The sequence below is a fragment of the Paenibacillus sp. GM2 genome, from assembly GCF_900069005.2.
Lineage (GTDB): Bacteria > Bacillota > Bacilli > Paenibacillales > Paenibacillaceae > Fontibacillus.
Map to the genome: position 1 here is coordinate 158,518 of NZ_LN831276.1, position 26,749 is coordinate 185,266.

At 47.7% G+C, this 26,749-nt stretch carries 20 protein-coding genes; 5 read left to right on the forward strand and 15 right to left on the reverse strand.

All coding sequences use genetic code 11. From position 1 onward, the window contains the following. Positions 1-14: 14 nt before the first annotated feature. The 3 genes from BN1360_RS03145 (at position 15) to BN1360_RS03150 (ending at position 3,180) form a co-directional block, all read left to right on the forward strand. On the forward strand, positions 15-839 hold the full coding sequence (locus tag BN1360_RS03145) for an alkaline phosphatase family protein (protein WP_068778451.1): 825 nt from the start codon (positions 15-17) through the stop codon (positions 837-839). 85 nt (positions 840-924) lie between these two features. Next, positions 925-1,128: a hypothetical protein gene (locus BN1360_RS25815; protein ID WP_229520779.1), complete on the forward strand. Its 204-nt coding sequence runs from the start codon at positions 925-927 to the stop codon at positions 1,126-1,128. Positions 1,129-2,217: 1,089 nt separating this feature from the next. After that, positions 2,218-3,180: a metallophosphoesterase family protein gene (locus tag BN1360_RS03150; RefSeq protein WP_068778452.1), complete on the forward strand. Its 963-nt coding sequence runs from the start codon at positions 2,218-2,220 to the stop codon at positions 3,178-3,180. A gap of 97 nt (positions 3,181-3,277) precedes the next feature. Here the strand turns inward: BN1360_RS03150 and BN1360_RS03155 are convergent, their stop codons facing one another. The 7 genes from BN1360_RS03155 to BN1360_RS26175 form a co-directional block, all read right to left on the reverse strand. Continuing rightward, positions 3,278-4,285 (reverse strand): HAAS signaling domain-containing protein, encoded by a 1,008-nt coding sequence (locus BN1360_RS03155; RefSeq protein WP_068778453.1) that lies wholly within the window; start codon positions 4,283-4,285, stop codon positions 3,278-3,280. Then, positions 4,272-4,619 (reverse strand): PadR family transcriptional regulator, encoded by a 348-nt coding sequence (locus tag BN1360_RS03160; protein ID WP_068778454.1) that lies wholly within the window; start codon positions 4,617-4,619, stop codon positions 4,272-4,274. The genes BN1360_RS03155 and BN1360_RS03160 overlap by 14 nt, the downstream gene beginning before the upstream one ends. 239 nt (positions 4,620-4,858) lie before the next feature. Next, positions 4,859-5,611 carry an SDR family NAD(P)-dependent oxidoreductase gene (locus BN1360_RS03165; RefSeq protein WP_068778455.1) on the reverse strand — a complete coding sequence of 251 codons (753 nt, stop codon included), beginning with the start codon at positions 5,609-5,611 and terminating at the stop codon, positions 4,859-4,861. Positions 5,612-5,836: 225 nt separating this feature from the next. Beyond that, a complete protein-coding gene (locus BN1360_RS03170) occupies positions 5,837-6,574 on the reverse strand; it encodes an MBL fold metallo-hydrolase (RefSeq protein WP_068778456.1) in 738 nt (245 codons plus the stop codon). A gap of 82 nt (positions 6,575-6,656) precedes the next feature. After that, the gene (locus BN1360_RS03175) at positions 6,657-6,935 is read right to left on the reverse strand and encodes a CD3324 family protein (protein WP_068778457.1); all 279 of its coding nucleotides are present in this window, start codon (positions 6,933-6,935) and stop codon (positions 6,657-6,659) included. Positions 6,936-7,136: 201 nt separating this feature from the next. Next, complete coding sequence (locus tag BN1360_RS03180) at positions 7,137-7,508, reverse strand: MmcQ/YjbR family DNA-binding protein (protein ID WP_068778494.1); 372 nt, start codon at positions 7,506-7,508, stop codon at positions 7,137-7,139. A gap of 309 nt (positions 7,509-7,817) precedes the next feature. Continuing rightward, positions 7,818-7,949 carry a hypothetical protein gene (locus BN1360_RS26175; protein WP_267490876.1) on the reverse strand — a complete coding sequence of 44 codons (132 nt, stop codon included), beginning with the start codon at positions 7,947-7,949 and terminating at the stop codon, positions 7,818-7,820. 560 nt (positions 7,950-8,509) lie between these two features. On the opposite strand from BN1360_RS26175, the gene BN1360_RS03185 reads away from it, so the two are divergent. Further along, on the forward strand, positions 8,510-9,121 hold the full coding sequence (locus BN1360_RS03185; RefSeq protein WP_068778458.1) for a flavin reductase family protein: 612 nt from the start codon (positions 8,510-8,512) through the stop codon (positions 9,119-9,121). Positions 9,122-9,240: 119 nt separating this feature from the next. Here BN1360_RS03185 and BN1360_RS03190 read toward each other — a convergent pair whose 3' ends face one another. From BN1360_RS03190 to BN1360_RS03205, 4 genes are all read right to left on the reverse strand, one after another. Further along, the gene (locus BN1360_RS03190; protein ID WP_229520780.1) at positions 9,241-11,775 is read right to left on the reverse strand and encodes a carbohydrate-binding protein; all 2,535 of its coding nucleotides are present in this window, start codon (positions 11,773-11,775) and stop codon (positions 9,241-9,243) included. Between the two features lie 77 nt (positions 11,776-11,852). After that, entirely contained in the window at positions 11,853-13,901 is a 2,049-nt protein-coding gene (locus tag BN1360_RS03195) for an alpha-galactosidase (RefSeq protein WP_068778460.1), read from the reverse strand. 163 nt (positions 13,902-14,064) lie between these two features. Then, positions 14,065-15,018 (reverse strand): aldose epimerase family protein, encoded by a 954-nt coding sequence (locus BN1360_RS03200; RefSeq protein WP_068778461.1) that lies wholly within the window; start codon positions 15,016-15,018, stop codon positions 14,065-14,067. A gap of 86 nt (positions 15,019-15,104) precedes the next feature. Beyond that, complete coding sequence (locus tag BN1360_RS03205) at positions 15,105-18,446, reverse strand: DUF5107 domain-containing protein (protein ID WP_068778462.1); 3,342 nt, start codon at positions 18,444-18,446, stop codon at positions 15,105-15,107. A 165-nt stretch (positions 18,447-18,611) separates the two neighbouring features. Between BN1360_RS03205 and BN1360_RS03210 the strand changes: the two genes are divergently transcribed. Continuing rightward, on the forward strand, positions 18,612-19,505 hold the full coding sequence (locus BN1360_RS03210; RefSeq protein WP_068778463.1) for an AraC family transcriptional regulator: 894 nt from the start codon (positions 18,612-18,614) through the stop codon (positions 19,503-19,505). A gap of 18 nt (positions 19,506-19,523) precedes the next feature. On the opposite strand, the gene BN1360_RS03215 is transcribed toward BN1360_RS03210, so the two are convergent. From BN1360_RS03215 to BN1360_RS03230, 4 genes are all read right to left on the reverse strand, one after another. Then, positions 19,524-21,650: an alpha-galactosidase gene (locus tag BN1360_RS03215; RefSeq protein ID WP_229520781.1), complete on the reverse strand. Its 2,127-nt coding sequence runs from the start codon at positions 21,648-21,650 to the stop codon at positions 19,524-19,526. Positions 21,651-21,654: 4 nt separating this feature from the next. Further along, positions 21,655-23,271 carry an ABC transporter substrate-binding protein gene (locus tag BN1360_RS03220; protein WP_068778464.1) on the reverse strand — a complete coding sequence of 539 codons (1,617 nt, stop codon included), beginning with the start codon at positions 23,269-23,271 and terminating at the stop codon, positions 21,655-21,657. A gap of 186 nt (positions 23,272-23,457) precedes the next feature. Continuing rightward, on the reverse strand, positions 23,458-25,218 hold the full coding sequence (locus tag BN1360_RS03225; protein ID WP_068778465.1) for a cache domain-containing sensor histidine kinase: 1,761 nt from the start codon (positions 25,216-25,218) through the stop codon (positions 23,458-23,460). Next, a complete protein-coding gene (locus BN1360_RS03230; protein WP_068778466.1) occupies positions 25,196-26,749 on the reverse strand; it encodes a response regulator transcription factor in 1,554 nt (517 codons plus the stop codon). The genes BN1360_RS03225 and BN1360_RS03230 overlap by 23 nt, the downstream gene beginning before the upstream one ends.

Sequence of the window (26,749 nt, forward strand, 5' to 3'; positions counted from 1 at the left end):
GAGGGTATTCTATCATGAACACCAAGCAGATTAAACGTGTCTTTATACTAGGAATGGACGGAGCAGGAAACTTCATTCAGCATACGGATACGCCAAATATTGATGCATTTTTGAGCAACGGGGCTGTTACATATATGGCTCAGGCCCAGTCGCCTACGATCAGTGCGGAATGCTGGGGCTCCATCCTTCATGGTGTCGTCCCGGAGAAGCACGGATTAAATAATGAGATAGCGTCTACTCAGGCCTATCCTGAAAGTTCGCCATATCCTTCGATCTTTCGAATGATAAGGGAGGCTCAGCCTGAAGCCAAGCTTGCCGCCTTTTCCAGCTGGGCGCCTATCGTCAACGGGATCATTGAGGAAGGGTTCGGTATTCACAAGGAGACGCTGCCGGACGATGAGCTCGTGGGGGCTATCGAGACTTACATTCGGAACAACAGCGACGTGAAGCTGCTCTACATGCAGCTCGATGATCCGGACGCCTCCGGCCATAAATATGGCTATGGTCCGGATTCGCCAAATTATCTAAAAGCGATTACCAAAATGGATGAGCTTTTTGGCCGCGTACTGCGCGCAATTGAGCAGCAAGGCCTGCTTGAGGACAGCCTCGTGATCCTCCTTACCGACCATGGCGGTGGCGGAGCTAACAAGCATGACCACGGCAGCGATCATCCGATGGACAAAAATGTATTCTGGGGCTGCGCCGGTCCAGGGGTTGCTGCCGACACTGTTCTTCCGGAGCTATTCATCGTAGATACAGCGGCAGTTGCGCTTCATGCCCTGGGTTTCGAACTGCCTGCGAATTGGGATGGCAAAGTCCCCGCTGCTTTATTTAGCTAGAAACGCTTATTGGGCAAGTGAAGCTTGCTGTTTGTTTCATTGTTCATTGCTCGTTGCTCGCTGTGGCCCGAAACGTAAACGAAACTTGCTTCGTTGGTTGTTAATTATACGCTGCTCGCTGCTCGTCGGTTCGTTGTTCGTTGTGCGTCGGGTTCGTTGTTCGTTGTTCACTTCGTCGATCGTTGTGCGTCGGGTTCGTTGTTCGTTGTTCACTTCGTCGATTGTTGTGCGTCGGGTTCGTTGTTCGTTGTTCACTTCGTCGATCGTTGTGCGTCGGGTTCGTTGTTGAATCGTGCATTGACCGTTATTCACTCCGTTGCTCGTTTTTGCATCATTCGCTGTGCGTCTAACGAAACTACAGAACGCTATTTGAGCAAAAACAGCGCTGATATTTTTTTAACGAAACACCGTATCGTTATTCAGGACAAATCGCCGCTTTGGAAGCCAATTTTGCTCCAATAACGATACACAGTTTCGTTAGAATCGGGGACTGTCCGTTGGAGCCCAAATAGCGATACCACGTTTCGTTAGCGGTTGTGCCTCTACCCTAACGAAACTACAGAACGCTATTTGAGCAAAAACAGCGCTGATATTTTTTTAACGAAACACCGTATCGTTATTCAGGGTAAATCGCCGCTTTGGAGCCAATTTTGCTCCAATAACGATACACAGTTTCGTTAGAATCGGGGACTGTCCGTTGGAGCCCAAATAGCGATACCACGTTTCGTTAGCGGTTATGCATCTAACGTAACGAAACTACCGAACGCTATTTGAGCAAAAACAGCGCTGATATTTTTTTAACGAAACACCGTATCGTTATTCAGGGTAAATCGCCGCTTTGGAAACCTATTTTGCTCCAATAACGATACACAGTTTCGTTAGAATCGGGGACTGTTCGTTGGAGCGCAAATAGCGATACCACGTTTCGTTAGCGGTTGTGCCTCTAACGTAACGAAACTACAGAACGCTATTTGAGCAAAAACAGCGCTGATATTTTTTTAACGAAACACCGTATCGTTATTCAGGGTAAATCGCCGCTTTGGAAGCCAATTTTGCTCCAATAACGATACACAGTTTCGTTAGAATCGGGGACTGTTCGTTGGAGCCCAAATAGCGATACCACGTTTCGTTAGCGGTTGTGCCTCTAGCGTAACGAAACTACAGAACGCTATTTGAGCAAAAACAGCGCTGATATTTTTTTAACGAAACACCGTATCGTTATTCAGGACAAATCGCCGCTTTGGAAGCCAATTTTGCTCCAATAACGATACACAGTTTCGTTAAAATCCGGGACTGTTCGTTGGAGCCCAAATAGCGATACCACGTTTCGTTAGCGGTTGTGTGTCTTTCAAAAGCGGAAAGGGAGGAATGGTGTGAGATGAGAAAGCAGTTGCATTTCAGGGAAAACGGAACGTTCAAGATTGTTCAATTCACGGACACAGAGTTTTGTGAGCCGTGTGAGGAAGAAGCACGAATGAGTGCCATGATGAGGGCGATCCTTGAGGCGGAGCGCCCGGATCTTGTAGTGTATACCGGAGATGTCATCGCCAGCAATAAGAGCCCGGACCCGGTGCAGGCGTTCCGCGATGCTGTAGCGGTGCCAGAGGAACTGCAGATTCCTTGGGCAGCCGTATTTGGCAACCATGATTCCGAGGCGCCGGATTTCACCCGTGAGCAGTTGCACAGGCTCCAGCTGATGCATAAGTTCTGTTACGCAAAGCCCGATCCCCCAGGTGTCCATGGCTCTGGCAACTACGTACTTGAGATTCTGGATGGACAGCATTTGCCTGCTGCAGCGCTTTATTTTCTCGACACAGGAAGCTATTCGCCCTTGGTTCATAGAGGAATCGACTACTATGATTGGATCAGAAGAAACCAGATCGACTGGTATACAAGGACTTCCCATCAACTGACAGCAAATCATGGTGGAACCCCCTTGCCTTCGCTCGGCTTCTTCCATATCCCGCTCCCTGAATATAGCGATATTTGGGATTTCACTATATGCTATGGACAGAAGCTGGAACGATTAATCTGCGCCCCGCCGTTGAATACAGGCTTCTTCGCAGCTATGGTCGAGATGGGCGACATCATGGGCACCTTTGTCGGTCATGACCACGGCAACGACTTCTGGGGAACCCTTTACGGGATTCGCCTATGCTACGGACGGACCACCCGAAACGCTTACTTGGATCAGCCGTTCACTACCGGAGCTCGGGTAATTCAGTTAATGGAGGGTCAGCATAGCTTTGATACCTGGCTGCATCTTGAAGACGGGACGATCATCCGAGATCAGCCCAAGCATATGCCGGAGGGCCGTGCGCTGCAGATATCATCAAGCTAAGTTCTCAGTTCAAGTGGAAGATCTAATGTCAGCATAAAAAGGGTTATCTCAGCAGTAGACCTTCTACCTGCGAGATAACCCTTTTCCTAATCAAACATTAACGGATTTTGGCCTTGCGAAATCCCTCATAAACACTAAGCGCTCCGAAAAAGATAAAGATGAATATTACTCCTCCAACAATGGAGGTGCTTACTCCCTCGGTGCTAACTATGAACAAATCAGCTATATAAGCGATAAAGCCTGGATTCAAGAGATTCGGGTTGAGAATAATAACGATCATGATAATAATATCTATCAGTTGCACAGCCATGTTGAATATTGCTAATCCCTTGGTCCATTGACCAGCGATATATTTATAAAGAGCCAACGCAACCTCAAGTCCAGCCAGAATAAGTACAAGCGGCCAATATTGGAGCAATACTCCCTGGTTAAACGTTGGATACTGCAATTGAACCCCGTTCTCTGATCCCAGGTATACACCTACATAATGGTCGGCATAGAAATACAAACTTGTCCAGATCGCCGTCCATAACAAACTTCCGAACACATCCACCTTAGAAATGGACCTCTTCTTAGGAATATACGCAAGCTTCTTCAAATCATCCGGTGTCCACTGTTTAGATCTTGGAGTAACGGGTGCAGAGCCTTTATTCACATCCGCTCGCTCAATAATCGCAAATATCACCGTGATCCAGAAGAAGAATTGCAAGATTACCTCGAATGAACCGACAATTCCCCGAACGATCAGATTTACAACAGTATCGATCATTAAATTTAATTCGGTGCCTCCGCCATAATTAATCAGATGCTCAGCAACGGTAGAAATTATCGAAATAACGATGGCAATCGGTAATATCATCTTTAACAATGACACGTAAATCTCAAAATAACGCGGCCCAATCAAATGCATTGGGCGATCCATATAGCCATTGGCTAATACGGCCGGGTTGCCCAGCTTCGCAAGCGCCTCCTTGATATCACCCTCGTTGTAATCATCGGGAAGCATATCTTCAATTGTGGAGCGAAGCTCCATGGATACATCATCCCGATCCTTCTCCGGAAGCCGCCTGGTGACTTCCTGAATGTAAATATCAATCAGATCCATCGTCATCCCCCTCTGCTAATAAACGGTACAATTCTTTCGAATTGCTTAACCACTCCTGCTTCAATTGCCCGTAAATCTCAAATCCATATTCACTCAGCACATAATACTTACGCGGTCTGCTTTCGGTTGTATCCCAGCTGCTGGTGACCAATTCCTGCTTCTCAAGCCTCCTTAGCAAAGGATACAATGTGCTCTGATCAATCCCGATGCCTGACTCCTCCAGCAGTTGTACTAGTGAATATCCATATTGAGGCGTTCGCAATTGGCTTAATACGGCTAAAGTCAATGTTCCTCGTCTAAGCTCCGTTATGAGAGAATTCAGTAGAGTACTCATTTGAAGTACACCTCTTTTTCAACTTAACTTACTATGTGTCATACAGTATATGATTTATACTATGTATCATACAGTATTATTGTTACGAAATCAATTGATTTCTCCCACTAATGCACAAAATTCAATTACTCTGTTCCTCATCAGCCTTTAGTCGACCATAAAAATAAAAATCGGCGACCTAATTTCGGTATAACACCGAAATCAAGCCACCGATGATCGTTATATTCAAGTCCCGCCGCTTACTTGGCAGTTACACCGCCGTCTACAGGCAACTCAATCCCCGTAATATAAGAGGATGCATCCGAAGCAAGGAACAAAACAGCCTTGGCCACTTCTGAGGCTTCGCCCACGCGTGGCAGCGCCGTCTGCATCAGGAACCATTGCAGCATTTGCTCATTCTTAATCAGATCCGAGCTCATTGGAGTCTCGATAAAACCGGGGTGAACGGAGTTTACGCGGATATGATCCTTGCCGAAATCAACGGCCGCGGCTTTGCTCAACATCCGAACCGCTCCCTTCGATGCCGTATATGCACCGGCACCGCTGCTGCCTGTCAATCCGGCAATCGAGGATATATTGATAATGGATCCTCCTTGCATCTTTTGCATATGTGGAATCACATATTTCATTCCCAGGAAGACACTCTTTACATTGATGTCCATCACTCTATCCCATTGAGAGACCGTGGTTTCCAGCAATCCGGCAGGCAAAGACACACCTGCGTTGTTTACGAGGGCATCGATTTTACCGTGCTTCTGTATGGTTCCGTCCACAACCTTTACCCATTCTTCCTCAGAAGCTACATTGTGTGCATAAGCAACCGCTTGTCCTCCCGCCGCTTCAATCTCTTGGACTACAGCTTGCACTGCGGCTTCATTAATGTCTGTAGCTACCACACTGGCTCCCTCTTTAGCGAACAAAATAGCCTCTTCACGACCCATACCGCTTCCCGCACCTGTGATGATTACTACTTTCCCTGACATACTTGCCATACTTACATCCCCTTTGTGATTGGTAAGTAAATTGTCAATATAGTTAATGATATATAGACTATCATTATGATATATAGACTATCATTATGATATTCATCATATCATTATTAATTTACAAACTCAATCTCTCCTCAGGCCCGCGCACGTCGCCAGCAATACGAATAGCAAAAAGCCTTCATTTCGTCTTGCGAAAAGAAGGCTTCATATAAGCACCTTACTGTCCCTCTATGATTTATATTTCTGGACGAGCTCCTGCAGGGCTTCTTTTGCATCTCCATTATAGAGACCCCCGTGATAGCAAATGATTCGCTCTATATCATAATCCAGCAAACGCTGGACAGAGCGTACCGCCTCTTCCAAATCAAGGGTAAATTGTGGATTCGCAATATTCAGCTGACCCTGCTCAATAACTACGGCATCTGCTGCAATTAATGTTTTGCTGGAAGGGAGATATAACGAGATATGACCTGGCATATGACCGGGTGTATGAACAATTTCAATTCCCCCGCACCAAGGCAAAAGCTCATCGCTGTGCACCGTCTGATCGACAAGCGCCGGTTCGAGCGACTGCAGTGATCGAATAAACTCCTCTGCCTGCGGTTTGGCTTCATCCGGTATAACATCGAGCGTGGATTCCGCTTGCTCAAGCCGTAGCGAACGTCTTGTTCCCTCAACATAGGGTGCATCCCATTCATGCGCAATGATCCTGATATGCGGATAAGAGCGTTTGATCTCCGCAAGGGAACCGATATGATCGATGTCGTGATGGGTCACGATCAGCTTGGTAATCGACTCGAAGGCGATCCCCTGCTTGTCAGCCGCTGCTTCCAGCAGATGCATAAAATCAGGGTAGCCACAGTCAATGAGAATGGTATCCTGCTCATCCTGCAGAAGAACCGGGGTAATCACCTGCTTATGCCCCCCATACTCAAATTCGATATGGAGCAAATGGTAATTATTCATAGCTGCCTCCTTGTATCTATGTTGTTCAAGACTAAGCTTAGCCGATAACATAGCTAGGGAAAAGGGCAAGCATAACCCAGCATCAAAGTCGTCCGCTTCGCTGCTCGCGAATAATTCTTCGTATGCTGTGCTCACTTAAATAATAATGATGCGCAAGTTCCTTCACGGATATACCTGAACAGAAGCTTTGCAGGATCTCGGCGTTCCGCTCTTCAAGCATCCGCCTGTAGCCGGAACACTCTCCCCATTGCCGCTTCTGCTCTTGCCGGATCGGAATATATAAATAGTCGCCCTGGATATATTGTTGGATACTGCTCAGCAGTTCCTCTGGCAATATCGATTGTGCATTCTGATATTTCATCTTTCTACTCCCATCTATATAACTTATTGCGATATATAGAGGAGCAGAGAGCTCCAGTTCAGTATGAGATCGGCCCTAAGCAAAGATCAGTTGGAACCCTCTGCTCAGAGCCATATCCATAGATACGTACTAGCAAGTTTATCATGCAATCAACTCCTGTCTTTTAGCAATGTGTAATGACGAATATGTCCGTACTGCCTTCTATTTGACTCTCAGGTTCTTCGTGATAGATTCGCGCTCGTTCTTTGTCAGACTGCGGAATACAAGATCATAAGAATGATCGATCATCGCTTTCAGATCCGCAAGCGGAAGACTGCCGTCCACAATGACTGTATTCCAATGCTTTTTGTTCAAATGGTACCCTGCTATTACGCATTGATGCTGCTCCCGCAGGTTCTCGGCAATGATCGGATCGCATTTCAATGAGATGTTCACCGTGTCTTGCTGTCCTTGCTCGCTCAGTAGGGCGAACATCTTTCCCCCCACCTTCATGACGAGTGGCTCTGGACCAAACGGATAATCCTGAACCGCTCCTTTTTTGGAGGTACAATAGGCACTCAGCTTGCTATACACAGGAATCTCTCCTTTATTTGAAAAAATAATGCTGTTGCTAATATACCATGTTTGCTGAAAATATCGTATCATCTGTAAGTCCATCCTTCCCTATTATAGCGATTGCACTTCATAGACATGTAATCTATCCCATTCCTGCAAGTGAGGGGTAATATGAAAAAATGCTTCGACCGCTGCCATTGCCGTTCATTCTAACCTTGCTAGGTTTGTTGCCCGCCGTTGTGCCGTTCCCAAGCAAGGCCATCTTATACAGTTAGTACTATATTCTCGCCACTGCTCTCGTCTATTCTCATCTATGAATCCGGCCATCTATTCGTCGGCAGCTTCGTCGGACTGAAGCCCGAGGAGATGATTGTTGGCCCGTTCCGCCTCCTCTTTACTAAGCGGCCCCTTCGCCTGTATTCCAACCACAATTGGCTCTATTTCGGCGGTATTATACACTTTGCACCTCGCTCCTCTGATCCGCAAGCGATGACTCGTAAATGGTGCTGAAAGAACTCTCTTCCCTCCTATTAACAGCTCATTCCGCGCATAACTTTATCTTTGTAAAATGTCGTGTTATACTTACTTTTATAAAGTTACTTAATTTACTCGCTGATTTATTAACCGTAGAGTGCCGTATTCCAGAATTTCCACAAGCGTTGACTTCTTTAACGAAACTGGGGATTGCTATTGAGGCCAAAAAGGACTGCTGTAAATTGTAACGAAACTGGGGATCGCTATTGAAGCAAATATGCGGTCTGAAGCGGGGATTTCCCCTGAATAGCGATATTGAGATTCGTTAGGTTGTTTTCACCGCTGTTTATAGAGAAATAGCGATCTGCAGTTTCGTTAGAGCTTCAAACGGATAGCCGATTGGCTGATTAGCTAACAGGCTAATATTGATGCAGTTGCAAGAGCTAGCTCGACAGTCTGAATTAGCGGCCTTCCCCTGGACCCCGCCTTCTCATTGAATCCGAACCCCAGGGCACACTAAAATACTACACAAACAGAGGTGACCTATGCTAACGATTTACCCGGAAAATCAGGCGGAAAGAGACAATTATAAGCTGCTGATCGGCAGCATCATCCCGCGTCCTACAGCCTTTATTACAACACAATCCCATGCCGGTGTAGTAAATGCCGCTCCGTTCAGCTACTTCAATGTCGTCACCGCTGATCCGCCAATGATCTCTGTATCGATTCAACGGAAGCAAGGCGACTATAAGGATACTTCAAGAAATATCATAGAGACGGGAGAGTTTGTCGTTCATATCTCCGATGAGGATTATATTGAAGCGATCAATCAGACGGCCGCCAATCTGCCTGCTAATCAGAGTGAATTAGACTTAGCCAGGCTTACCACTGTTCCTAGCGTAAAGCTCAAAGTCCCCGGCATTGCCGAGGCCAAAATCCGCATGGAATGCGTACTGGAGAGAGCAATTGAACTGGGTGGAACTCCTTCATCCCCTACCTGCGACCTTATTATCGGCAGGGTCATCTGCTTCCATATCGAAGACGATCTGTACGAGAACGGCCGGATTGATGCCGAAAAGCTGAAGCCAGTCAGTCGTCTCGCCGGCAACAACTATTCGAAGTTGGGCGAGATCTTCGCTATTGCACGGCCGGAGTAAAGAAACCTGCCCATCCGCCACGCTCATTCTAAAAAAAGACGATTCCCGATATGTGGGAATCGTCTCTTTAGGCTGAATTTCCATCCAATGTGTAATACCAGAACAGAAGCCAGTACCTGTTATTTTCTTTGAAGCTTATACAGTTTAGATTCAGCCGGTTTTAAAGATATGTCGAACACTCCATTCACCTTCCAGTTCTCCCCTGTCCAAATATCCGTCAGCATATAGGCGTCATTGCTGTTCCCTGTTACGCCGGCCCTCGCCAGATCAATCTGGCGCCCGACCGAATCTTGAGTATAGTTAAATACAGCAAGATAATAAGTGTCCTGACCCTCGGCCAAGACGAACATATCAGCAGCCTGGGTTCCCGTATTTCCTTCCACAGCCTTGAAGGCCTTCCCTTTGACAGCAAGCTCATTTACGCGAGGATTGGTTAGGAGACGCTTCATATACTGCTGTGCCGTCCCATCCAATACGTCATCGGAATTGAGATAGACCGTTCCCGAAATAACAGCGGCATTGACGCGGGACTGCGCTCCCTCAAGCGAGCCCCCTTTGGTAAGGTGCATATAATCGGGATCTGTGTAATGATAAATGGTCCCGTTCTGCCACCATCCATAAGTTAAATTGTTCAGCTGGTATTCCGTGCTGCCAAGACTGCCGTCAACATCGCAGGAAATGCGGCGGCTGTGCGCATACTGGCTTGGGAACAAAGGGGCTATCGAAGCGCTGATGAACATGGTACCGTCCAACGCTTTATTTACATAAGCCATCCCCTGATTATACGCTTGAATGCCTGTCTCAATCTGCGGGTCATAATGCTTGGCTTCAAGCGCTCCATGGCTTAGAAAATCAATCTTCATATATTCAAAGCCCTGCTGCTTAAAGCGATTCATATAGTAATCAATGCGCTGCTTGGTTCCCGGGTGTGTAGGGTCTACAGCATAAGCTCCGTCCAGCTTTGGCAAAATATTGCCTGCCGGATCTCGTAGAACGATATCCCCATAGGTGTACTTGCCGTTAGTGCCTTCAACCTCCTGATTCATATTGTCTCCCCAATAGACGAATGGCGAGTAATAAATTCCTGCTCTCTGCCCGTTATTATGAATAAGCTTCACGAGGTCTGACAACTGTTGATCCGTCATGTTATCCCAATAGGAATCCAGATTAATATAAAGGTTGCCCTCATTTTCGAAGGAGGCGTTTTGCAGATTCGCCTTAAAATAATTTGAGACGGCTACTGCTTTCTCATAGCTTAGCCCACTGTCATATGCACCCCAGCTATTCCATCCCACCGGGACTCCTGTCGGCACCTTTTGCCCGAAGGCCAGCGGAGGGGCAATGGCCGCATTGATCCGGCCGTATTCCTCCAATCCGTCGCGATAATCGCTGTAATACCCGATAAGAACCTTCGGCGAGCTGATCTGCTGCCCTGTGACCACACCGTGTGGAAGACTGTCATGCGTTGAGGCGGAGGATGTGAATCCTCCATACACACGCAGCTTGTTCAACTTGTCATTAGTCCCGCTCCAGGCAATGCCTGTCTTCCAGATATCATGCGTCACCGAACCTACTACCAGACCGATGCGGCTTGTGTTGTCATATATCGCTGTAAGCTCCGAGCTCGTGTAATTGTCCGTATTCAAAAACGTATTGATCGTCTTCGCCTGATATCTGGACCAGTTATCGTTATCGAACGGAACGACCAGCACCCGGTTGTCGTTATCACTGCCAAGGTCGATGCCGCCTTTGGAATGGAGAACTACCGGCGCAATCTCCGCGATCCCTAACGCCTTGGAACGGGATACATTTATCTCTGTAAGCAAATAATTACCTTCATTGTAGATATAATAGATTTGCTGAAGCTTAGGCAAGTCTTGCTGCTCATTACTGACGGTTAATTTAATACCGGAACCGGTTGCATCCTGAAAGGACTTAATGTCTGCCTTTTCAAAAATATGTTGCTCATAATCAATGCTGGCCACAATCCGATCGAGCTTCACTTCGCTATACAACCCCTTGGCGACGAACCTTCCGTGCCAATTATATTGGGATAAGCCAGTCCTTGTATTGTAGAGCAAATCATAGGACGGGTTTGAAGCCTTGAAGCCTTGCTTATATTCTGTCAGGGTAATATTCCCGTATTTTGAAACCCTGACCTGCTCTCCAAGCTCTCCGATATCTCCGTCATTTCCGGATCCGGCTCCATCATCGGATACGTAGCTTAATACGATTTTATCTATATCCGGAGAATATCCCCCTTGATCATCGAACAGAATCGTATTGTTTCCTTGGGATAGGTAAACCTGAAAATCATAGGTTCCTACGGTGTTCCAATCGGCTGTCTTGGGGAAATCAACCCGTTCCGGCTCCGCCCCGTTCACCGATATAGCAGCTGGCCTGGAATCTCCGGAGATATAAGAGATTCTCAGGTTATACACCCCTTCAACTTCTGCGGTTATATTATTAAATTGAAGCGAAGAACCGCCGTATAAATTACCTACCTTGCGTCCGCCTGAACACACCGGACAATCGGTTATTTCAGCCTTGCCCGATAAGCTATTTACCGCAGCTTCTGCCTCGTAGGCACGTGAGCCGGATGTCACCCCGGTATTTCCATCTGCTATCGCCTGATGAACTGAAATAGGCCACATAAGAACCAAACATAAACATAGGATCATGACTTTTGAAATGAAGCCAAATCGCTGGATATGCATAGCGCTTCCTCCTTTTACTTGTTCTTCAGGGTCAACTTGAATAGTTTAGATTCCGCAGGCTCCAAGCTTACAGCCAGTTCTTCCTGAACCTCGCTCGCCGTTCCCTCCCATAAATCAAAGGCATCATATATTCCCCCCGGAGCAAGTCCAGCACGATGCAAAGGAACGGATTTGCGGACGGACTGTTGTCCATCAAAATTAAATACGGCAATATAGACCGATTGATCATGATTTAACAGCATAAAAGTATCTGACGCCCTGTCTTGCCAATTTCCTTCCAACGGCCTGAATGTTTTACCTAATCGGGCAACCTCCAGGATCTCCCGATTTTTGAGCCAGGCCTTGGCGCGCCAGGCAGCCTCCTCATAGCGGAAATCATCGCCTAGCAGCAATACCGTTCCGGCAATAACCGAGGCTGTCAGCCGGCTACGCCCCTCATGACGAGTCGTCGCCTCCTGATTGCAGCTCCTATAGATCACAGAATGGTCGGGATCATTAAACCGGTACAACGTATTGTTCATCCACCATCCATGCGTCAAAGAATTCAGCAAATACTCCGTATCCGCAATCGTCCCGAATACGTCGCATGAAATCCGTCGGCTATGCGCATAGGCATAGGGGAATAACGGCGCGATAGACAGGTTGATAAATATCGATTTGCCGGTCGCTTCCGGCGACAACTTGCTTGCTAAATAGGACAAGCCATAATTGTAGGCGGCAATTCCTGTCGTGATGTCCGGGTTATCATGTCTGCCTTCCAAAGCACCATGCGCCATGAAATCGAGCTTGATATATTCGAACCCTTCCGAGAGCATCTTATTGGTGAACCAATCGATACGCTGAAGCGCTCCGGGATGTGTTGGATCAATAGCCAGACCGCCGGCAATATCCGGGAGAATCTCTCCGTCCGCATCACGCAGCAAAATATCACTGTACGTATATTGGCCATCTGTTCCTTCGACCGGGCTGACCATCTGATCAGGACTTCCCCAAAAAGCAAAGGGCGTCCAGTAGGTCCCTGGCTTGTGTCCGTTCCTGCGGACTCTGTTCAGCGCATCCTCCATTTCCGATTTCGTTAATCGATCCCAAAAGGCATCAAAATTGATATAAAGCGTATTTTCATTCTGGAACCCTAACGGCTGTACTTCTTGATGCAGGAAATCGCTCGTGGAGGTATACAACTCATAATCCAGATTGCTCATCGCGGCCGACCAGCTATTCCAGCCGAACGGAGCACCCAGCTTCCAGGGCAAAGGAGGCACTGCACATGTGTTAGCCCAGCCGTATTTTTCAAGTCCGTCCCGATAATCCGCGAAAAATCCTGCAAATACTAGCGGTGATTCGACCCGCGTCCCCTTCAAGTAACCATGCGGTTGTGAATCTCGGGTCATCATCCCCGTGGCCCCGCCATACAGATCAAGCTCATCCAGCTTGCCTGCTTGCTCTCCCTTTATCCGGACCCCTGTCTTCCACTGATCATGAGTGATGGACCCCAGAATCAGACCCTGGCGGCTGTCCGGCAGAAACAAGGCAGCAACCTCATAACTTTCCGTCTCAAGCGGAAAAGGCTGCGCCAAATAGCGGACCCACTTGTCATTATCATAGGGCACCCGAAGCGCATACAGCTCATCCCCAAGATCAGCATTGCGGTCAAACAGATCTTCATTGGTATTTATGACCGAGATCCGATTGGTTCGAATCTCTTCTTCATGCTGAACAACCACCTTTGTGAGAAAAAAGGATGAATCCTCATATAAATAAAAATGCTGTTCTATCCGGGGAAGACGTGGATCTTCATGCTGCACCACAATATGCTTTCCGCTGCCAAAGCCGTTCTCAAGCGCGTCTTCCTCCCTCCATTTATGGCGCTCATACAGACCTGTATGATACTCCCGGCCCTTCCAACGAAACGCACTGCGCACACCCTGCAATAAAAATAAGCCTTGCCCGACAGCCGAATACTCCCCGTTGTCCAAATGGATCTCGACGCGTACCCATCCATTATCCATGCGAACCAGCGACTCCGACTCCACACTAACGTTCACGTTATTTCCATGGTCCATTCCGGTGTTATGCCTCCTTGTCTTTACAAACAGAATGCAAATACTCCCTCTCCTTGATGCTAAGTCGCAACTTGCTATCATTATAAAAGACATAATTAAGCGCCTTCTATACAACAATGTTCCGATCTATAACGGGAAATGACTAATCTTATCCGCTCGATTTCTACGCTTGGTCTGCAAGAGACATCTCGATTTCCAAAAACCAGTGGTAAGTGCCATGCTCTTTAATAATCGCAGCCTGTCCGTGTTCCATTGCATAAGACAGATCATCCAGGAACCCGGTTGCCGGCTCAAGCGCCACATGATACTGATTGCGGTAGCCGCCATAGTTCGCCCAGATCGACAAATATGGAACCTTCTCTTTTGGAAACAGGAGCGTCAGCCGCTCTTTTGTTCCCGGGTCGTACAGCGCTGCTCTCCCTTCCGGCAGCTCCCCCTGAAAATAAAACTTCTCGGCTGTTCTCGCCGCTTCTGATTCAATCCGATCCAATCTGATCTCCCCCGCATCCATACAAGGATTGGGCCAAAAGTGAGCATCCCCCATCTCCCCCAAACGCCGATTTTGGGAATAGGAAACCACGATCTTATTTAACTCACTTGGTACAATCATCTCCATCCCTTCCTTGACACGAAACAACGGATGCGCCGCCCATAGGAACGAGAACGGAAATGGGCTGAGATTCCTAACCCGATAATCGATCCGCAGGCGTTCCTCTTCCGTAAAAGAATAGGTTTTGCTTAGATGATAAGGGAATCTTATTCCATGGACCTCGCACCTCAGCTTCCCATCCTGTGCGCTAGTCTGCCAAGGCAGCGACCACACTTCACCATGATCCGGCAGCTCTACCCCCTGCCAAGGGAACGTCGGATAATTACAGCCATTCACGGTAGGGAATATCTCGTCCCAGCCGCTGCCGTCACTAGCTGCGAAGGAGCTGGCGTAACCGCCATTTCCATAACCTTGATCAGGCTGGGCCAGCCACTCCCTTCCGGTCCTAACATTCTTCAGCGAAATGACTTTGCTTCCCAGCTCAGGGGCAATTGTAATCTGCATCATGGAATTCAACCCTGTCCATCGCTCATATCCCTCTATCCGCTGCCGCTTCCAAAAGAACATGCGATCCTCCCCTTTTCCCTTAAACTTTCTGCAAAAAACAAAGAACGCGCCGCGGTATCATTCACGGCTGCGTTCTTGTAAGGTATCTATGGATTACAGCTTCCCAAAGCCAGCTGCAAATGAATGGCCACGCCTTGATGATGAGGATCCAGCTCAAGCGCCTGCCGGAAATTCCGCACAGCTTCGCCCTGTTGACCCAGACCCAGATGGCCAAGCCCCATCATATAGAAGCAATGGATGCGGTTCCTCTTATTCAAATCCTCATCGAAGACGAGAAAGTCCGGTAGGGATACAGCAAAATAATCAATTTTTTGATCGATAAAAATATGCTGCTCACCATAGTCTACAAGTTTATTGAACCGGCCTCGCGCCGCCTTCTCATTCCCTAACTCGCGCAGAGCAGCGCCCTGATAGAATATCATGTGCGGCGGCTGGTCATTATAGTACATTGCGCTAGTCGGCTCGGCGAGACCCTGCGAAGCCTCGGTCAAGTATTCCGCCGCCAGCTCTTGCAGCCCCAACATACGATAAGCAAGGCCTAAGTAATAATGGATATTGTTCTCCTGCGCCCCATCCAGCTTACCTTCGCCAATGTTCTGCGGATACCGCTTTGCTGCCAGAAGATGCTCGATAGCTTCCTCAGCCTGGCCCTCCTGAAGCCGCTTCTTCGCGCATTCAACATGCGCCAGCACATACTGCGCCGGCACTTTGCCTTCGCCGCCTTCCCACGGATGAAAATGCCGGTTCAAGATAAGTGAGATGGCTTCCTCATGGCGGTGCAAAGAGTTATGCAGCGTAATATATTCCAGGTACAGGTCATCGCGGAGCAGGACAAGTTCCTGGTGCTGCTCCAAATTCGCCAAGCGTTGTTCAGATGAATACGCAAGCTTCTTGTACAACTGATCAAGCTCATAGAAGACGCGGGCATCCGAAGGATTTAAGGCAAATGCCTTCTCAAGCTCTTGCAGCGCCGCTTCCGGATCATGCTTCTTATTGTAGTAAGCCAAAGCCAGATTGCGATGCGCAGTCGCGAACGATTCATCCAGCTTCACCGCTGTCTCCCAGCAAGCGATCGCTTCGCCATGGCGTTTCTTGTCATACAGCAGATTCCCCAAATAATAAGGTGCTCTCGAATCAAGAGGATGGGTCGCACATACCTGCCGCAAGACAAGCTCATCCTGCAGGGAATTCGGGAAGCAGTAGGCCGGATTTGCAAGCGCGCCTAAGCGATAGTAGGAATCACGCGCAGCTGTATCATTGCCTTTGTTGCTATAATAACCCTGATAATAATGAACCATCGGGTACACTCGCCCGGCTGTGATCGCTTCAATACGGCTTAATACCTCCAAGGCTTCGGCATACATTCCCGCCTCGGCATAGTCCTGAGCGAGCGCCAGATAGTTATGGACATCGTCGCGCATCAGTCGCGTCAATCGCTGCTTCGCCTGGGCTGCTTCTTCGTGTTCACCCGAAAGCTCATAGAGGAGGATCACCTCATTGCGGGAACCGAATTCTACCGGATCCAGCTTTATTGTATCCCCGGCTAGCTGCATAGCTTCCGGCACACGGCCCAGCTTGCGCAGGATGGCTGTTCTCAGATTGCGGGCTTTATAGTTCCGCTGCTGCATATCCAACGATCGCTCGATCAGTCCAAGCGCTTCTTCATATTCCTGCTTCTCACACGCAATTTGAGCCAGCGAATAATATCCGTTAGACTGCCAGGCCGCAGACCAGACCGATTTGTAGAACATCGCATAAGCCTCGTCCAATCTGCCTTGCCATTTCAAGCTTTTCCCCAGATTATAAAATGGTTCGCCATCATAAGGACGAGCATTATGACGCGTCAATGATTCAATCGCTCTTCTGAAATACACTTCGCTCTGTTCCAGCATTCCTCTGCGCAATAAGAGCTGGCCATATGCATTGTTCAGACGGATATCCCGAGGGTCGCGCTTCAATCCTTCTAAATAATAGGGATCAGGCTCAGAAGTGGCATGACGGTATTGTTCAAGATGGAGGCCTGCCAAATAAAGCGCTTCGGTATTCTTTAATTCTTCCGGCGCGCCAATGGCCTTCGCAGGATCCGGTATCCGCTCCAGCTTCTTCGACTGAGGCTGATACGAGATTAACTCTCTGCCATCCGCAGTCAGTACCGTAACTGTCAGGTCTGCTGCCTGATCCGTACTGGCGAGCTGAAGGGTTGCCGTATACGTATCTGTCGGGGACAGGGTGAGCCGCTTATCAAGATAGGTGTCACGGGCACCCTTTAGAATGACCCGGGCATTCTCAAAGACAGATGTCGCATAGACATGAATCGTCGCTTGTCTTCCGCTCACTTCGAGGTTTACGGCAGCATCAACAGAAGCGTTCTTCACCATGCCGACCTGCTTATATGGCATAAAATACTGCTTGAAGCTCTTCTCCTCGTAAGGCTGCAGCCAGGTGAAATCCGGCTGATTATCGGTGTAAACCCCTGTCATCAATTCAATGTACGGACCATCTTCGTCTGTCAGATTGCGATCCCATGCTCGTCCGAACTCTCCGTTCCCCCAGGTCCACTGCTTCTTCCCGGGCGAGATATGCTTATTGGCAATATGGAGGATGCCCGCCTGCTTGGCATGGTCATAACCGCCTACAAAGTTGAAATCCGAATGATAGGCCATATAGGAAGTCGGCACAGGAATATTGCGGTACCTCGAAATATCAACGCCCTCCGAGTAATCCATCTTATAGTAGGTCCCGGTTGCGATCGGGAATTTGGATACATCCCTTTTTCCATGGTCAAATACAGCATGCACATCCGGAGGAAATACAGATTGCGTCTGATCGTGCACGGCGACGGCCGGGTTCGCCCACCACAGAAAGGTCTGCGGTTCAGAAGTGCGGTTATACATCTGGGCGTGGATCTCCAGATAAGCTTTGCCCGGATATAGAGTGAACCCCGTCGTCACTTTTGTGCCGTACATCCGGTCGATTTCTCCTACCCACACCGTCTTGCTCCCGTCCGCATTCGCGGCGATATGATACTCGACAGGACCAAATGTGTTCGGGCGGTGATGCTGCGGCCAATTAAACTCGATTCCGCCGGAAATCCAAGGCCCTATGAGGCCAACCAACGCGGGTTTAATCACTTGGTTATAGTATACAAAGTCATAGTTGTTCGTCTTATCGACCGCACGGTATATCCGTCCCCCGATTTGCGGCATGATTTGAATCTGCAAATATTCATTCTCCAGAAATATAACCTGATACGGCTTCATGACCTTCTCATCATAGATTTTATCGATCACCGGATGCGGATAGACTCGTCCGGAGCTGCCTTGATAGACCCTCTTCTCCAGAAACATCGGGTTCTTGTCCGGCTCTCCTACTTCATAGGTTGGAATATCTAATGTTTCCTCCCACACTTTTACTTCCGCCTGCTCCATCAACAGGATTCATCCTTTCTCCATTAGGGTGGCTGTTGTTACCCTCATCTTACGGTGGAATACCCGCAAACACCATTCACGATCCAATGAAGTTGATGGACTATCTTATGATTTACCCACCTACTTTTATTTGACAACCTCCTGCGGAAACGGCATATTGAACATATGGATAAAATCAAAAAACAAGACGGTTTCATGTCGCAACTGCTCATTGTTCTTCCGGACCATATCCTTGAGGCCTACGCGGCTCACCCTCTGATTCGGCCTTTGTATATCACCGATATCGGGTACTTTCCGCATGCGCAGCACCACTATCGAGAGCGGCCGACAGGAAGCGAGTCTTATATCATCTTGTATTGTATCGAGGGGGAAGGATGGATTCGCCTGGCCGGACAGAAACAGCAAACGATGCAAAAAGGGGCGCTGATCGTCATCCCGGCCCATACGCCTCATGAGTACGCCTCCTCTGAAGATCGCCCATGGACTATTTATTGGTTTCATATGAAGGGGGAGCAGGTTGGGGATTATTTCGAAGGCATCGATGAGCATACATCGCCAACCCCCGTATCAGTGGAGCATTCCTCTCAAATCATTAAGCTTTTTCAGGATAGTTACAATCTGCTGCAGAAGGGATATTCACTGGACCGCATCATATATGTCTCGCAACTGGCAGGCCATCTTGCCGCTTTTATTCGTTTCAATCTGCAACATCCGCATCTGGCCTTGAACCGGCAGAAAAAACACGATGTGGAGGAATCGCTCCAGTACATGACCGAGCATCTGGATAAGAATGTTACCTTGCAGGAATTAGCGGATCAAGCCAAGTTGTCCGTCCCGCACTATACACATGTATTTAAAAAAACGACAGGCTACTCGCCCATTGATTACTATTTGCGGCTCAAGATTCAGCGGGCCTGCCAGTATCTTGATCTGACAGAGCAGAGCGTGAAGGAGATCAGCATCCAGCTCGGATTTCAGGACCCTTACTATTTCTCCCGCCTCTTCAAAAAAATAATGGGGAAGTCCCCTTCCGCTTATCGAAATACGCGAAAGGGGTAACTTCCCCTTTGGTTTATTTTATTGTTCCCGAATCCGGTATAAGAGACTATCAAAATCTCCGCGCAATGGGAGGTCTATCCCGATATTCATAAGCGCACGGCCGCTCCATTCTCCATCCTGCCCCTCGATGACATATGTCTTGAGCGGATTCAAGCCTTGCAGCCGCAGGCGCGGAAGTGGCTCGCCCAGATGCTGTGAATGAAGGAAGGCGAACACGACCGACTCAGCTGCATCTTGGCCGATATATTGTACTGCCATAACACCTTGGCGCTTCCATTCATCGAGCCGATACTGCTTGCCGTATTGCACCAACGGACGAATTTCCTTATATTGCTTAATGTAGCCAGCGGACTCCTCTATCAATCCGTCGCTCCATCTGTTCAGATTCGAACCGATGCCAAGCGTTCCCATCATCGCGCTGTGGAACCGGTACTTCAAAGAAGTGATGCGCTTGTTCATGCCGCTGACCTCTTCAGTTACCCAACAAGTCATCAGCTTAGGTGCATAAGCATAGGAGAAGCCCTCTTGAATACTTAAGCGATCAAAAGCATCGGTATTGTCGCTTGGCCAGGCCTGGTCCGCATAACGAAGAATGCCTAAGTCGATGCGTGAGCCCCCGCCCGCGCAGGTCTCAAAGGCCACCTGCGGGAATCGCTCGCGAAGCTCTGCCCAAATCTCATAGAGCGCGCGCACGTGCCGAATCCATACTTCCTTCTGCTGATTCAGCGGATGATCCTTCATGCCCGGTTCTGTAATCGTCCGATTCATATCCCATTTCATAAACGAAATATTATGGTTAGTGAGAAGCTGAGCCATAAAATCTAGGATGTAGCGCTTTACTTCGGGTTTGGAGATATTAAGCAGCAATTGATTCCGCAGTTCTGTTCGTCCTCGTGTCGGGAAATGATAGACCCAATCCGGGTGTTCACGATACAAGTCGCTGTCCGGATTCACCGCTTCCGGTTCAACCCAGATGCCGAACTCCATCCCCAGATCCTGTACTTTGCGAATCAGCTCGCTCAAGCCGTTCGGGAACTTCTCCGGATTCACGAACCAGTCTCCCAGACCTGCACGGTCATGATTTCGTCCGCCAAACCAACCATCATCAACAACGAACAGCTCTACGCCCATGCGGGCGGCTCGCTCTGCGAGCGCCATCTGATCCTGCACATTCACATCGAAATAGGTCGCTTCCCATGAATTGTAGAGCACCCTGCGCGGCACCTGGCTAGGAATGACATAATCGTATTGGTATTGATGCAAGTGCCGGCTCATCTCTCCGAATCCATCCGCCGTGTAGCCTCCTACAAAAACTGGCGTCTCGAAAGACTCCCCTGCACCGAGAACCCATTCACTGTCAAAATCATTGATCCCGCCGGTCACTTTTACCAGATTGAACGCCGTCTTCTCCGCTGTAATCCTCCAGTTGCCGCTCCATGCTAGTGCGCCGAACCATACCTCCCCGGTTGCTTCTGTTGCTTGACCATTATCGATTGCGAACCAGGGATTGGCGTGGCTATCCGTAAATCCCCTGCGGGATTCAAGCACTTTTTTTCCCTCCGACAGCACCGTATCCCGTAATTGGAATTCACCGGACCATTTGCCGGTAACATGTGTCATCCGATAATCCTGCAGATAGGGTATCGACCAGGCTGCCGACTGGACGTTTTCCAACACCATTTTCTCGGCGCCGGTATTTACAATTTGGGCTGAACGTTCGATCAGATCCAGTTCCGGAATTACTGTGTATGATAACTGCGTCTCGAGCGGGTAGTATTCATCCCGCAATATAATGACCAGTTTCTCTTGCCCTTCCTGCAAGGTTATCCGATGCTCACTGTATTTCATTACAAGATCGCGTACGCCGTCCGGCATCGTCGCCTTAAGCGACGGCTCGGTATACACCAGGTTCCCCCAGAAGCTATACTCTTCCCGTTCTCTCTCAACTTCTGCATCAAAAGAGCTATGCGACCAGGTTCCCAGCAAAGGGATACAATCTGCAAGATCTACGGGAGAGCCCCAGTAAAGGTGCTGGAGCCTTCCCCGATCGTTCAACGCAAATACATAGGAGCTTTGCAGCGTCTGAATCGCAAAGATGCGATGTTGTTCATGATATTTAATAGCCAATGTCTTCACCTGCTTCATCCGCTTATTTCCACAATTCCAAACGGGACTGATAGTTCTCGTTATATACTTTCTCCAGCTTGCTGAGACCTGCGGCTTCAACTTCCTTCATCATCGTGTTGTATAATTCAACAACCTGATCTTCGGACGGGGCCAGGGCCATTTTTAAGTAGTATTTATTAATCGTCTCATTGACCTTTTGATCCATAATCGCTTCAGGTGTCCCTCCGGCAGGACCCAGGTTATCATAAGGCGCGGTATCATACGATGTATCGGCAAGGTTCTTAATGGCTAAATCTGTCGTGGGATCGGACTTATAGCGACCAATCAGATCATAAGGCGTGCCATCCGATCCCGGACCGTTCTTAATCACCCAGGTCCACTTGCGAATGCCTGTCGACTTGGAGGCTTCATCCCAGTCCTTCGTGAATGCATCCAATACCTCTTGGCGCGGCACATGTTTACCGTCCTTCATATCCCAATGCTCGCCTTCCACTCCCCACATTAGCAAATATTGGCCTTCTTCACTGGCCAGGAAATCCAGCATTTTAATTGTACGTACCGGGTCTTTATTGGTCTTCGAGATCATGACGCCATCCCAGCCCAGAGAACTCTTGGGTCCGTATGTGGTCTGATCCGCGGAGACTCCAGGGCCAAGCACTTTATACTGGTACAATTGTCGTTCTTCAGCATTTGCCCCTTCAGGCGCATCCGCCTTCAGCAAAGTATTTGGTGATCCTACGTTCCAGGAAGCGTTTGCAGTAGCAAATACATTTCCGGCCGCAATTTTCTGTTCGTATTGCTTCGTCTTGAGCGTAGCCCACTCTTTATCTATCAATCCTTTATTGTATAAGGAATTGATGAACTGCATCATCTCAAGATAGCGAGGATCGCGTATATCTTTTTTCAACTCGCCGTCAACTTCATAAAATGGCTTTAAGCCGAACATTCCCTTGAACGTCCACTGTACACTGCCTATGTCCTCGCCGTTCAAGGTCATCGGGATAGAAGGCTTGCCGTCGATCGTAGGATAATTCTCCTTAAACTTCACAAGCAAATCCTCGAACTCCTGCGCAGTGAAGGGCTCGCCGTTGTTCACTTTGTCCCCTACTCCCAGCTCTTTCAGAATATCCATGCGCATAAGGAAACCGAATACCGGATACTGCTCCAGTCCGTACCAGTTGGCAAGGTAATAATTTTTCCCGTCCTCGCTTCTGGTCTTCTTCAAGGTATCACCGTACATCTTCGTTATATTCGGAGCATATTGATCGATCAGATCATTCAGCGGAATAACCGCTCCGGAAGCTATATACTTATTCATGATGTCACTGCCGCGGTCTATGAGCAGCACATCCGGCAGATCATTGCTTGCCAGCATTAAGTTTAGCTTTTCAAGAGGATTTCCTGTGGGCTGTTGTATCTCCACTGTTACTCCCGTTTTCTCTATAATCGCTTTCGCAACCGGATTGTCGAAGGCATCCCCTGTGTTTTTATCAAACCACGTTAGCTTAATCGGTGAAGTATCGTCTACTGCATTTGCGTTACTTCCTGTTGAGGTTCCATTTGAAGCCGGTTTGGCACCGCAGCCGGCCAGCAGGCCCAACACTATTGTTGCAGCCAGAACTACCTTTAACTTCTTCATACCTTAACCCCTCTCATGAGTTGATTGGACGAATATCTATTGTCAAGTTAATTGTAAGAAGGTCCAGTATGAGAATCTATAACGCAATGTTATAATTCATAGTGGAAAATGTCTTTCATATTCTGCCATAAAAATGGCCTATTCTCTTACTCGTGAAGAAAATAGGCTTTATCTTTTATAGTCTCGTTAGCAATGACTTTTGGGAATCCGCAGCGTCACGGTCGTCCCAATCCCGATACGGCTAAATATGCTGACCCCGTAACGTTCTCCATAGGTTAGCTGAAGACGGTCATTTACATTTTTAATGCCATAACCGGAAAGATTATTTGCTTTTTGGAAGGCTTCCTCCACATGCCTTGAGCTCATCCCTGCACCATCATCGATAATTTGAAATACAATGTCATTCCCATCGGAATAGACCTTAACAATGATATTAATCCCCGACTCGTCACATATTGCATGATGAATGCAATTCTCGATAAATGGCTGAAGGATCAGTTTGATTGTCTTATATTTAAAGAGTTGTTCATCCAGGTCATAATGCATATGCAGCATTCCCCGAAAACGTATCTCCTGAATCGAAATATAGTTTTTCACAAGCTCGATTTCTTGATGAATAAGTATAATTCGTTTGCCTTTATTCAACGACACCCGATAATATTTCGCCAGATAGCTCACCATTTTGTAGACCTGGGTCCCCCCCTCCTTCAACGCCAATGAAGAAATCGAGGCCAAAGTATTGTACAAAAAATGGGGATTAATCTGCGCTTGAAGCGTATTAAGCTCTGCCTCTTTCATGGAAATTTCCTTGACATAGACATCTTCGATTAAATTCTCGATTTTTGAGGCCATTTTATTGAAGGCAAAGGAGAGCTGTCCGATTTCATCATGTCCCATCGGCTTCACCGATACCTGAAAATCACCGCGTTCCACCTTGCGAATTTGGCTCAGCAGTCTCTCTATCCGTTTCGTAATAACTTTCGTCGTTAAATAGATCAAGAGCATCGAAGCTATAAAAGCGATGGCTGAGATCCAAATAATCCGCGTCGTAGCCCGGTTTGTATTTTCTAGAAGCTCGTGATAGGGGACCGTAATCACCGTCTTCCAGCCATTGCTTAGCTGCTTGTATGTAAAAAAACGTTCCTCGCCATTCACCATCTTATCAAACTTTCCAAAATTCGATTGCAGCTCTTCTTCGATCGGAAAAGTATCATAGAGGCGGCTATACTTCATATCCTGATCCACCGAGGTTACAACATCCCCTTTTTCATCAATGATATAGACGCTTTTGTTCATATTCTCCTTCTCAATAAGCGAGAACAGCTCGACATCATGAATCTGGATCACCAGCACTCCGTAAGGATGCATCAGGCTGAAATAACTGAGCGAACGGGCCAGCGTAATTGTGTTGGCCTCCGTCCTGGTATATATCGTATCCCCGGTTTCCTGAAGCGCCAGGTTCTTAACCTCTTCGGGAAGCTCCTCCATGTAACGGATATACTCTCCATCCGAGTACAACGTTTTGTTGTTCGTATACACCGTAATGCCCTTCACATTTGTGTTCATAGCCAGCATGGAAGAAAAGGTACGATTGATATATTCAAAGGCATCTAGATAATAGAAGGCTTTCTCGTAATTATTGGACAAAAAGTTGCGCAATTGAGAGTCCATATACAATATGTTGGATAACTGATGGTAGTAGTCGAGGCGATTCTCGATATTATTGTTAATCTGATTCAGGGTCCCGCTCAGGCTGGCATAGGTCTGCTCGGTAATCTGGTCCCTGGTAGTGGTGTACGAGTAATAAATCAATCCGAAAAAAGGAACGATCGAGATTAGAAAAATCAAAATGAACTTCGAGCGTAATCTCAGATTTTTGATTCCATTCGATAATCGCCCCAGCAGCTGTATAAATGACAGATTGCTATAGTTTTTTTCGATATTCATTTGGCGTGACTCCCTGGCTTTTCAGAAATAAAGAAATAAAATAAGAAGTACTCTCGTAGCCAACTTTCATAGCAATATCCTGAACCTTTAACGATGGATCATTCAGCATTTCCTTTGCCTTCTCCAAGCGAATTCCTGTTAAATACTCATGAATGGTTACACCGGTTTTCTCCTTGAAGATAGAACGCAAATAATTCGGCGAAAGATAGACTTGCCCCGATAAGCTGGAAATCGTAAGCGGCTCATAGTATTTTTGCTGAATAATACTGCTTACCTGATGAACCAATTTTAAATTTTTATCGGTAAATCGATCTTTCATCATGTCGATCGTATGCTTTATGATCTGCACAACGACCTCCTCGACCTCATAGATCGTCAGGCAGTCGTAGATGGAATGGAACAGTTCCGCGCGTTGTCCTGCCGAGCCTTGCGACTCCGAATGTCTGCTGCGAATTTCATGCTGCAGCTTATCAATCAATTCAAGCACCCAATCAAAAATATACTCCTTGCGGATTCGCAGCAGCTTCAGCCTGGAGAAATACTCCCGCAGCTTCGCAACAGCCTTCTCCTCCTCCAGTGCCTGCACAGCTTCAAACACTTCATGCTCCGGAAAAGGAGGCATCTGATTGCTATCGAAATTCACCTCGATATCCGATGCAAAGATCACTTTGCCATATCCGCAGTAGAACAACTCATCCATTACTTTTTTGGCGTAATTATACAAGCTTTGGATATTCATGAGGGCATCCTTTTTCTCACATACGGCCAGTGTCACCGTAAAAGGCAAGCTTTGCCGGAGGCCCCAGGCGAGTTCGGTCCAGAAGCTCCTGTTGATTTCCGGCTGGCTTGTATCCACCAATATACACATTTCGCCTTCGCGAAGAGAGGTATCATTCCAATGAACCTGATGCTCTCTGCAAAACTCGTCCGTATATGCTCGCAGCTGACTTAAAGCATCCTCCGCAGAGCTCTCCTGCTCCCAAGCATGATTATCAAACTGAGCCAGTACTACCGTATATCCAAGCACATCCTTCCTGCGGTCCAGATGCTGAAAGCTATCAACCAGCTTCTGCTTGCGCTGCGGCTGCTTCTCATAGATCAATTCTTTTAAAATATTCGATTTGGTTACCTGAATGGACTTATTCTTAAATCGAACTTCTTCGCACTTTTCCTTCACGCGATCCATAACATCGGCGATCTCTTCAAGATCAAGCGGTTTCAGCAAATAACCTACGGCTCCCACATTCAAAGCAGACTTCACATAATTAAATTCATCATGTCCCGTCAAAAATACGATCGTCATCCAATCAAACTGCTTGATAATTTGTTTGGCCAGATCAATCCCGTTCATGATAGGCATTTGAACATCTGTAAGTACAATATCAGGTTGAATGACTTCAATCTTCTCCATCGCATCCTTGCCATTGATGGCAGTCCCCGCAACATAGATCCCCATATCTTCCCAACCTATGATATCACGCATCATTTCTAATTCGATTTCTTCATCATCTACTAGAAAAATGCTATACAT

Coding starts and splice junctions, on each gene's coding strand:
- BN1360_RS03145 (WP_068778451.1), top strand. CDS start 15: ATGAACACCAAGCAGATTAAACGTGTCTTTATACTAGGAATGGACGGA.
- BN1360_RS03150 (WP_068778452.1), top strand. CDS start 2,218: ATGAGAAAGCAGTTGCATTTCAGGGAAAACGGAACGTTCAAGATTGTT.
- BN1360_RS03155 (WP_068778453.1), bottom strand. CDS start 4,285: ATGGATCTGATTGATATTTACATTCAGGAAGTCACCAGGCGGCTTCCG.
- BN1360_RS03160 (WP_068778454.1), bottom strand. CDS start 4,619: ATGAGTACTCTACTGAATTCTCTCATAACGGAGCTTAGACGAGGAACA.
- BN1360_RS03165 (WP_068778455.1), bottom strand. CDS start 5,611: ATGGCAAGTATGTCAGGGAAAGTAGTAATCATCACAGGTGCGGGAAGC.
- BN1360_RS03170 (WP_068778456.1), bottom strand. CDS start 6,574: ATGAATAATTACCATTTGCTCCATATCGAATTTGAGTATGGGGGGCAT.
- BN1360_RS03175 (WP_068778457.1), bottom strand. CDS start 6,935: ATGAAATATCAGAATGCACAATCGATATTGCCAGAGGAACTGCTGAGC.
- BN1360_RS03185 (WP_068778458.1), top strand. CDS start 8,510: ATGCTAACGATTTACCCGGAAAATCAGGCGGAAAGAGACAATTATAAG.
- BN1360_RS03190 (WP_229520780.1), bottom strand. CDS start 11,775: ATGTGGCCTATTTCAGTTCATCAGGCGATAGCAGATGGAAATACCGGG.
- BN1360_RS03195 (WP_068778460.1), bottom strand. CDS start 13,901: ATGGACCATGGAAATAACGTGAACGTTAGTGTGGAGTCGGAGTCGCTG.
- BN1360_RS03200 (WP_068778461.1), bottom strand. CDS start 15,018: ATGTTCTTTTGGAAGCGGCAGCGGATAGAGGGATATGAGCGATGGACA.
- BN1360_RS03205 (WP_068778462.1), bottom strand. CDS start 18,446: ATGGAGCAGGCGGAAGTAAAAGTGTGGGAGGAAACATTAGATATTCCA.
- BN1360_RS03210 (WP_068778463.1), top strand. CDS start 18,612: ATGGATAAAATCAAAAAACAAGACGGTTTCATGTCGCAACTGCTCATT.
- BN1360_RS03215 (WP_229520781.1), bottom strand. CDS start 21,650: ATGAAGCAGGTGAAGACATTGGCTATTAAATATCATGAACAACATCGC.
- BN1360_RS03220 (WP_068778464.1), bottom strand. CDS start 23,271: ATGAAGAAGTTAAAGGTAGTTCTGGCTGCAACAATAGTGTTGGGCCTG.
- BN1360_RS03225 (WP_068778465.1), bottom strand. CDS start 25,218: ATGAATATCGAAAAAAACTATAGCAATCTGTCATTTATACAGCTGCTG.
- BN1360_RS03230 (WP_068778466.1), bottom strand. CDS start 26,749: ATGTATAGCATTTTTCTAGTAGATGATGAAGAAATCGAATTAGAAATG.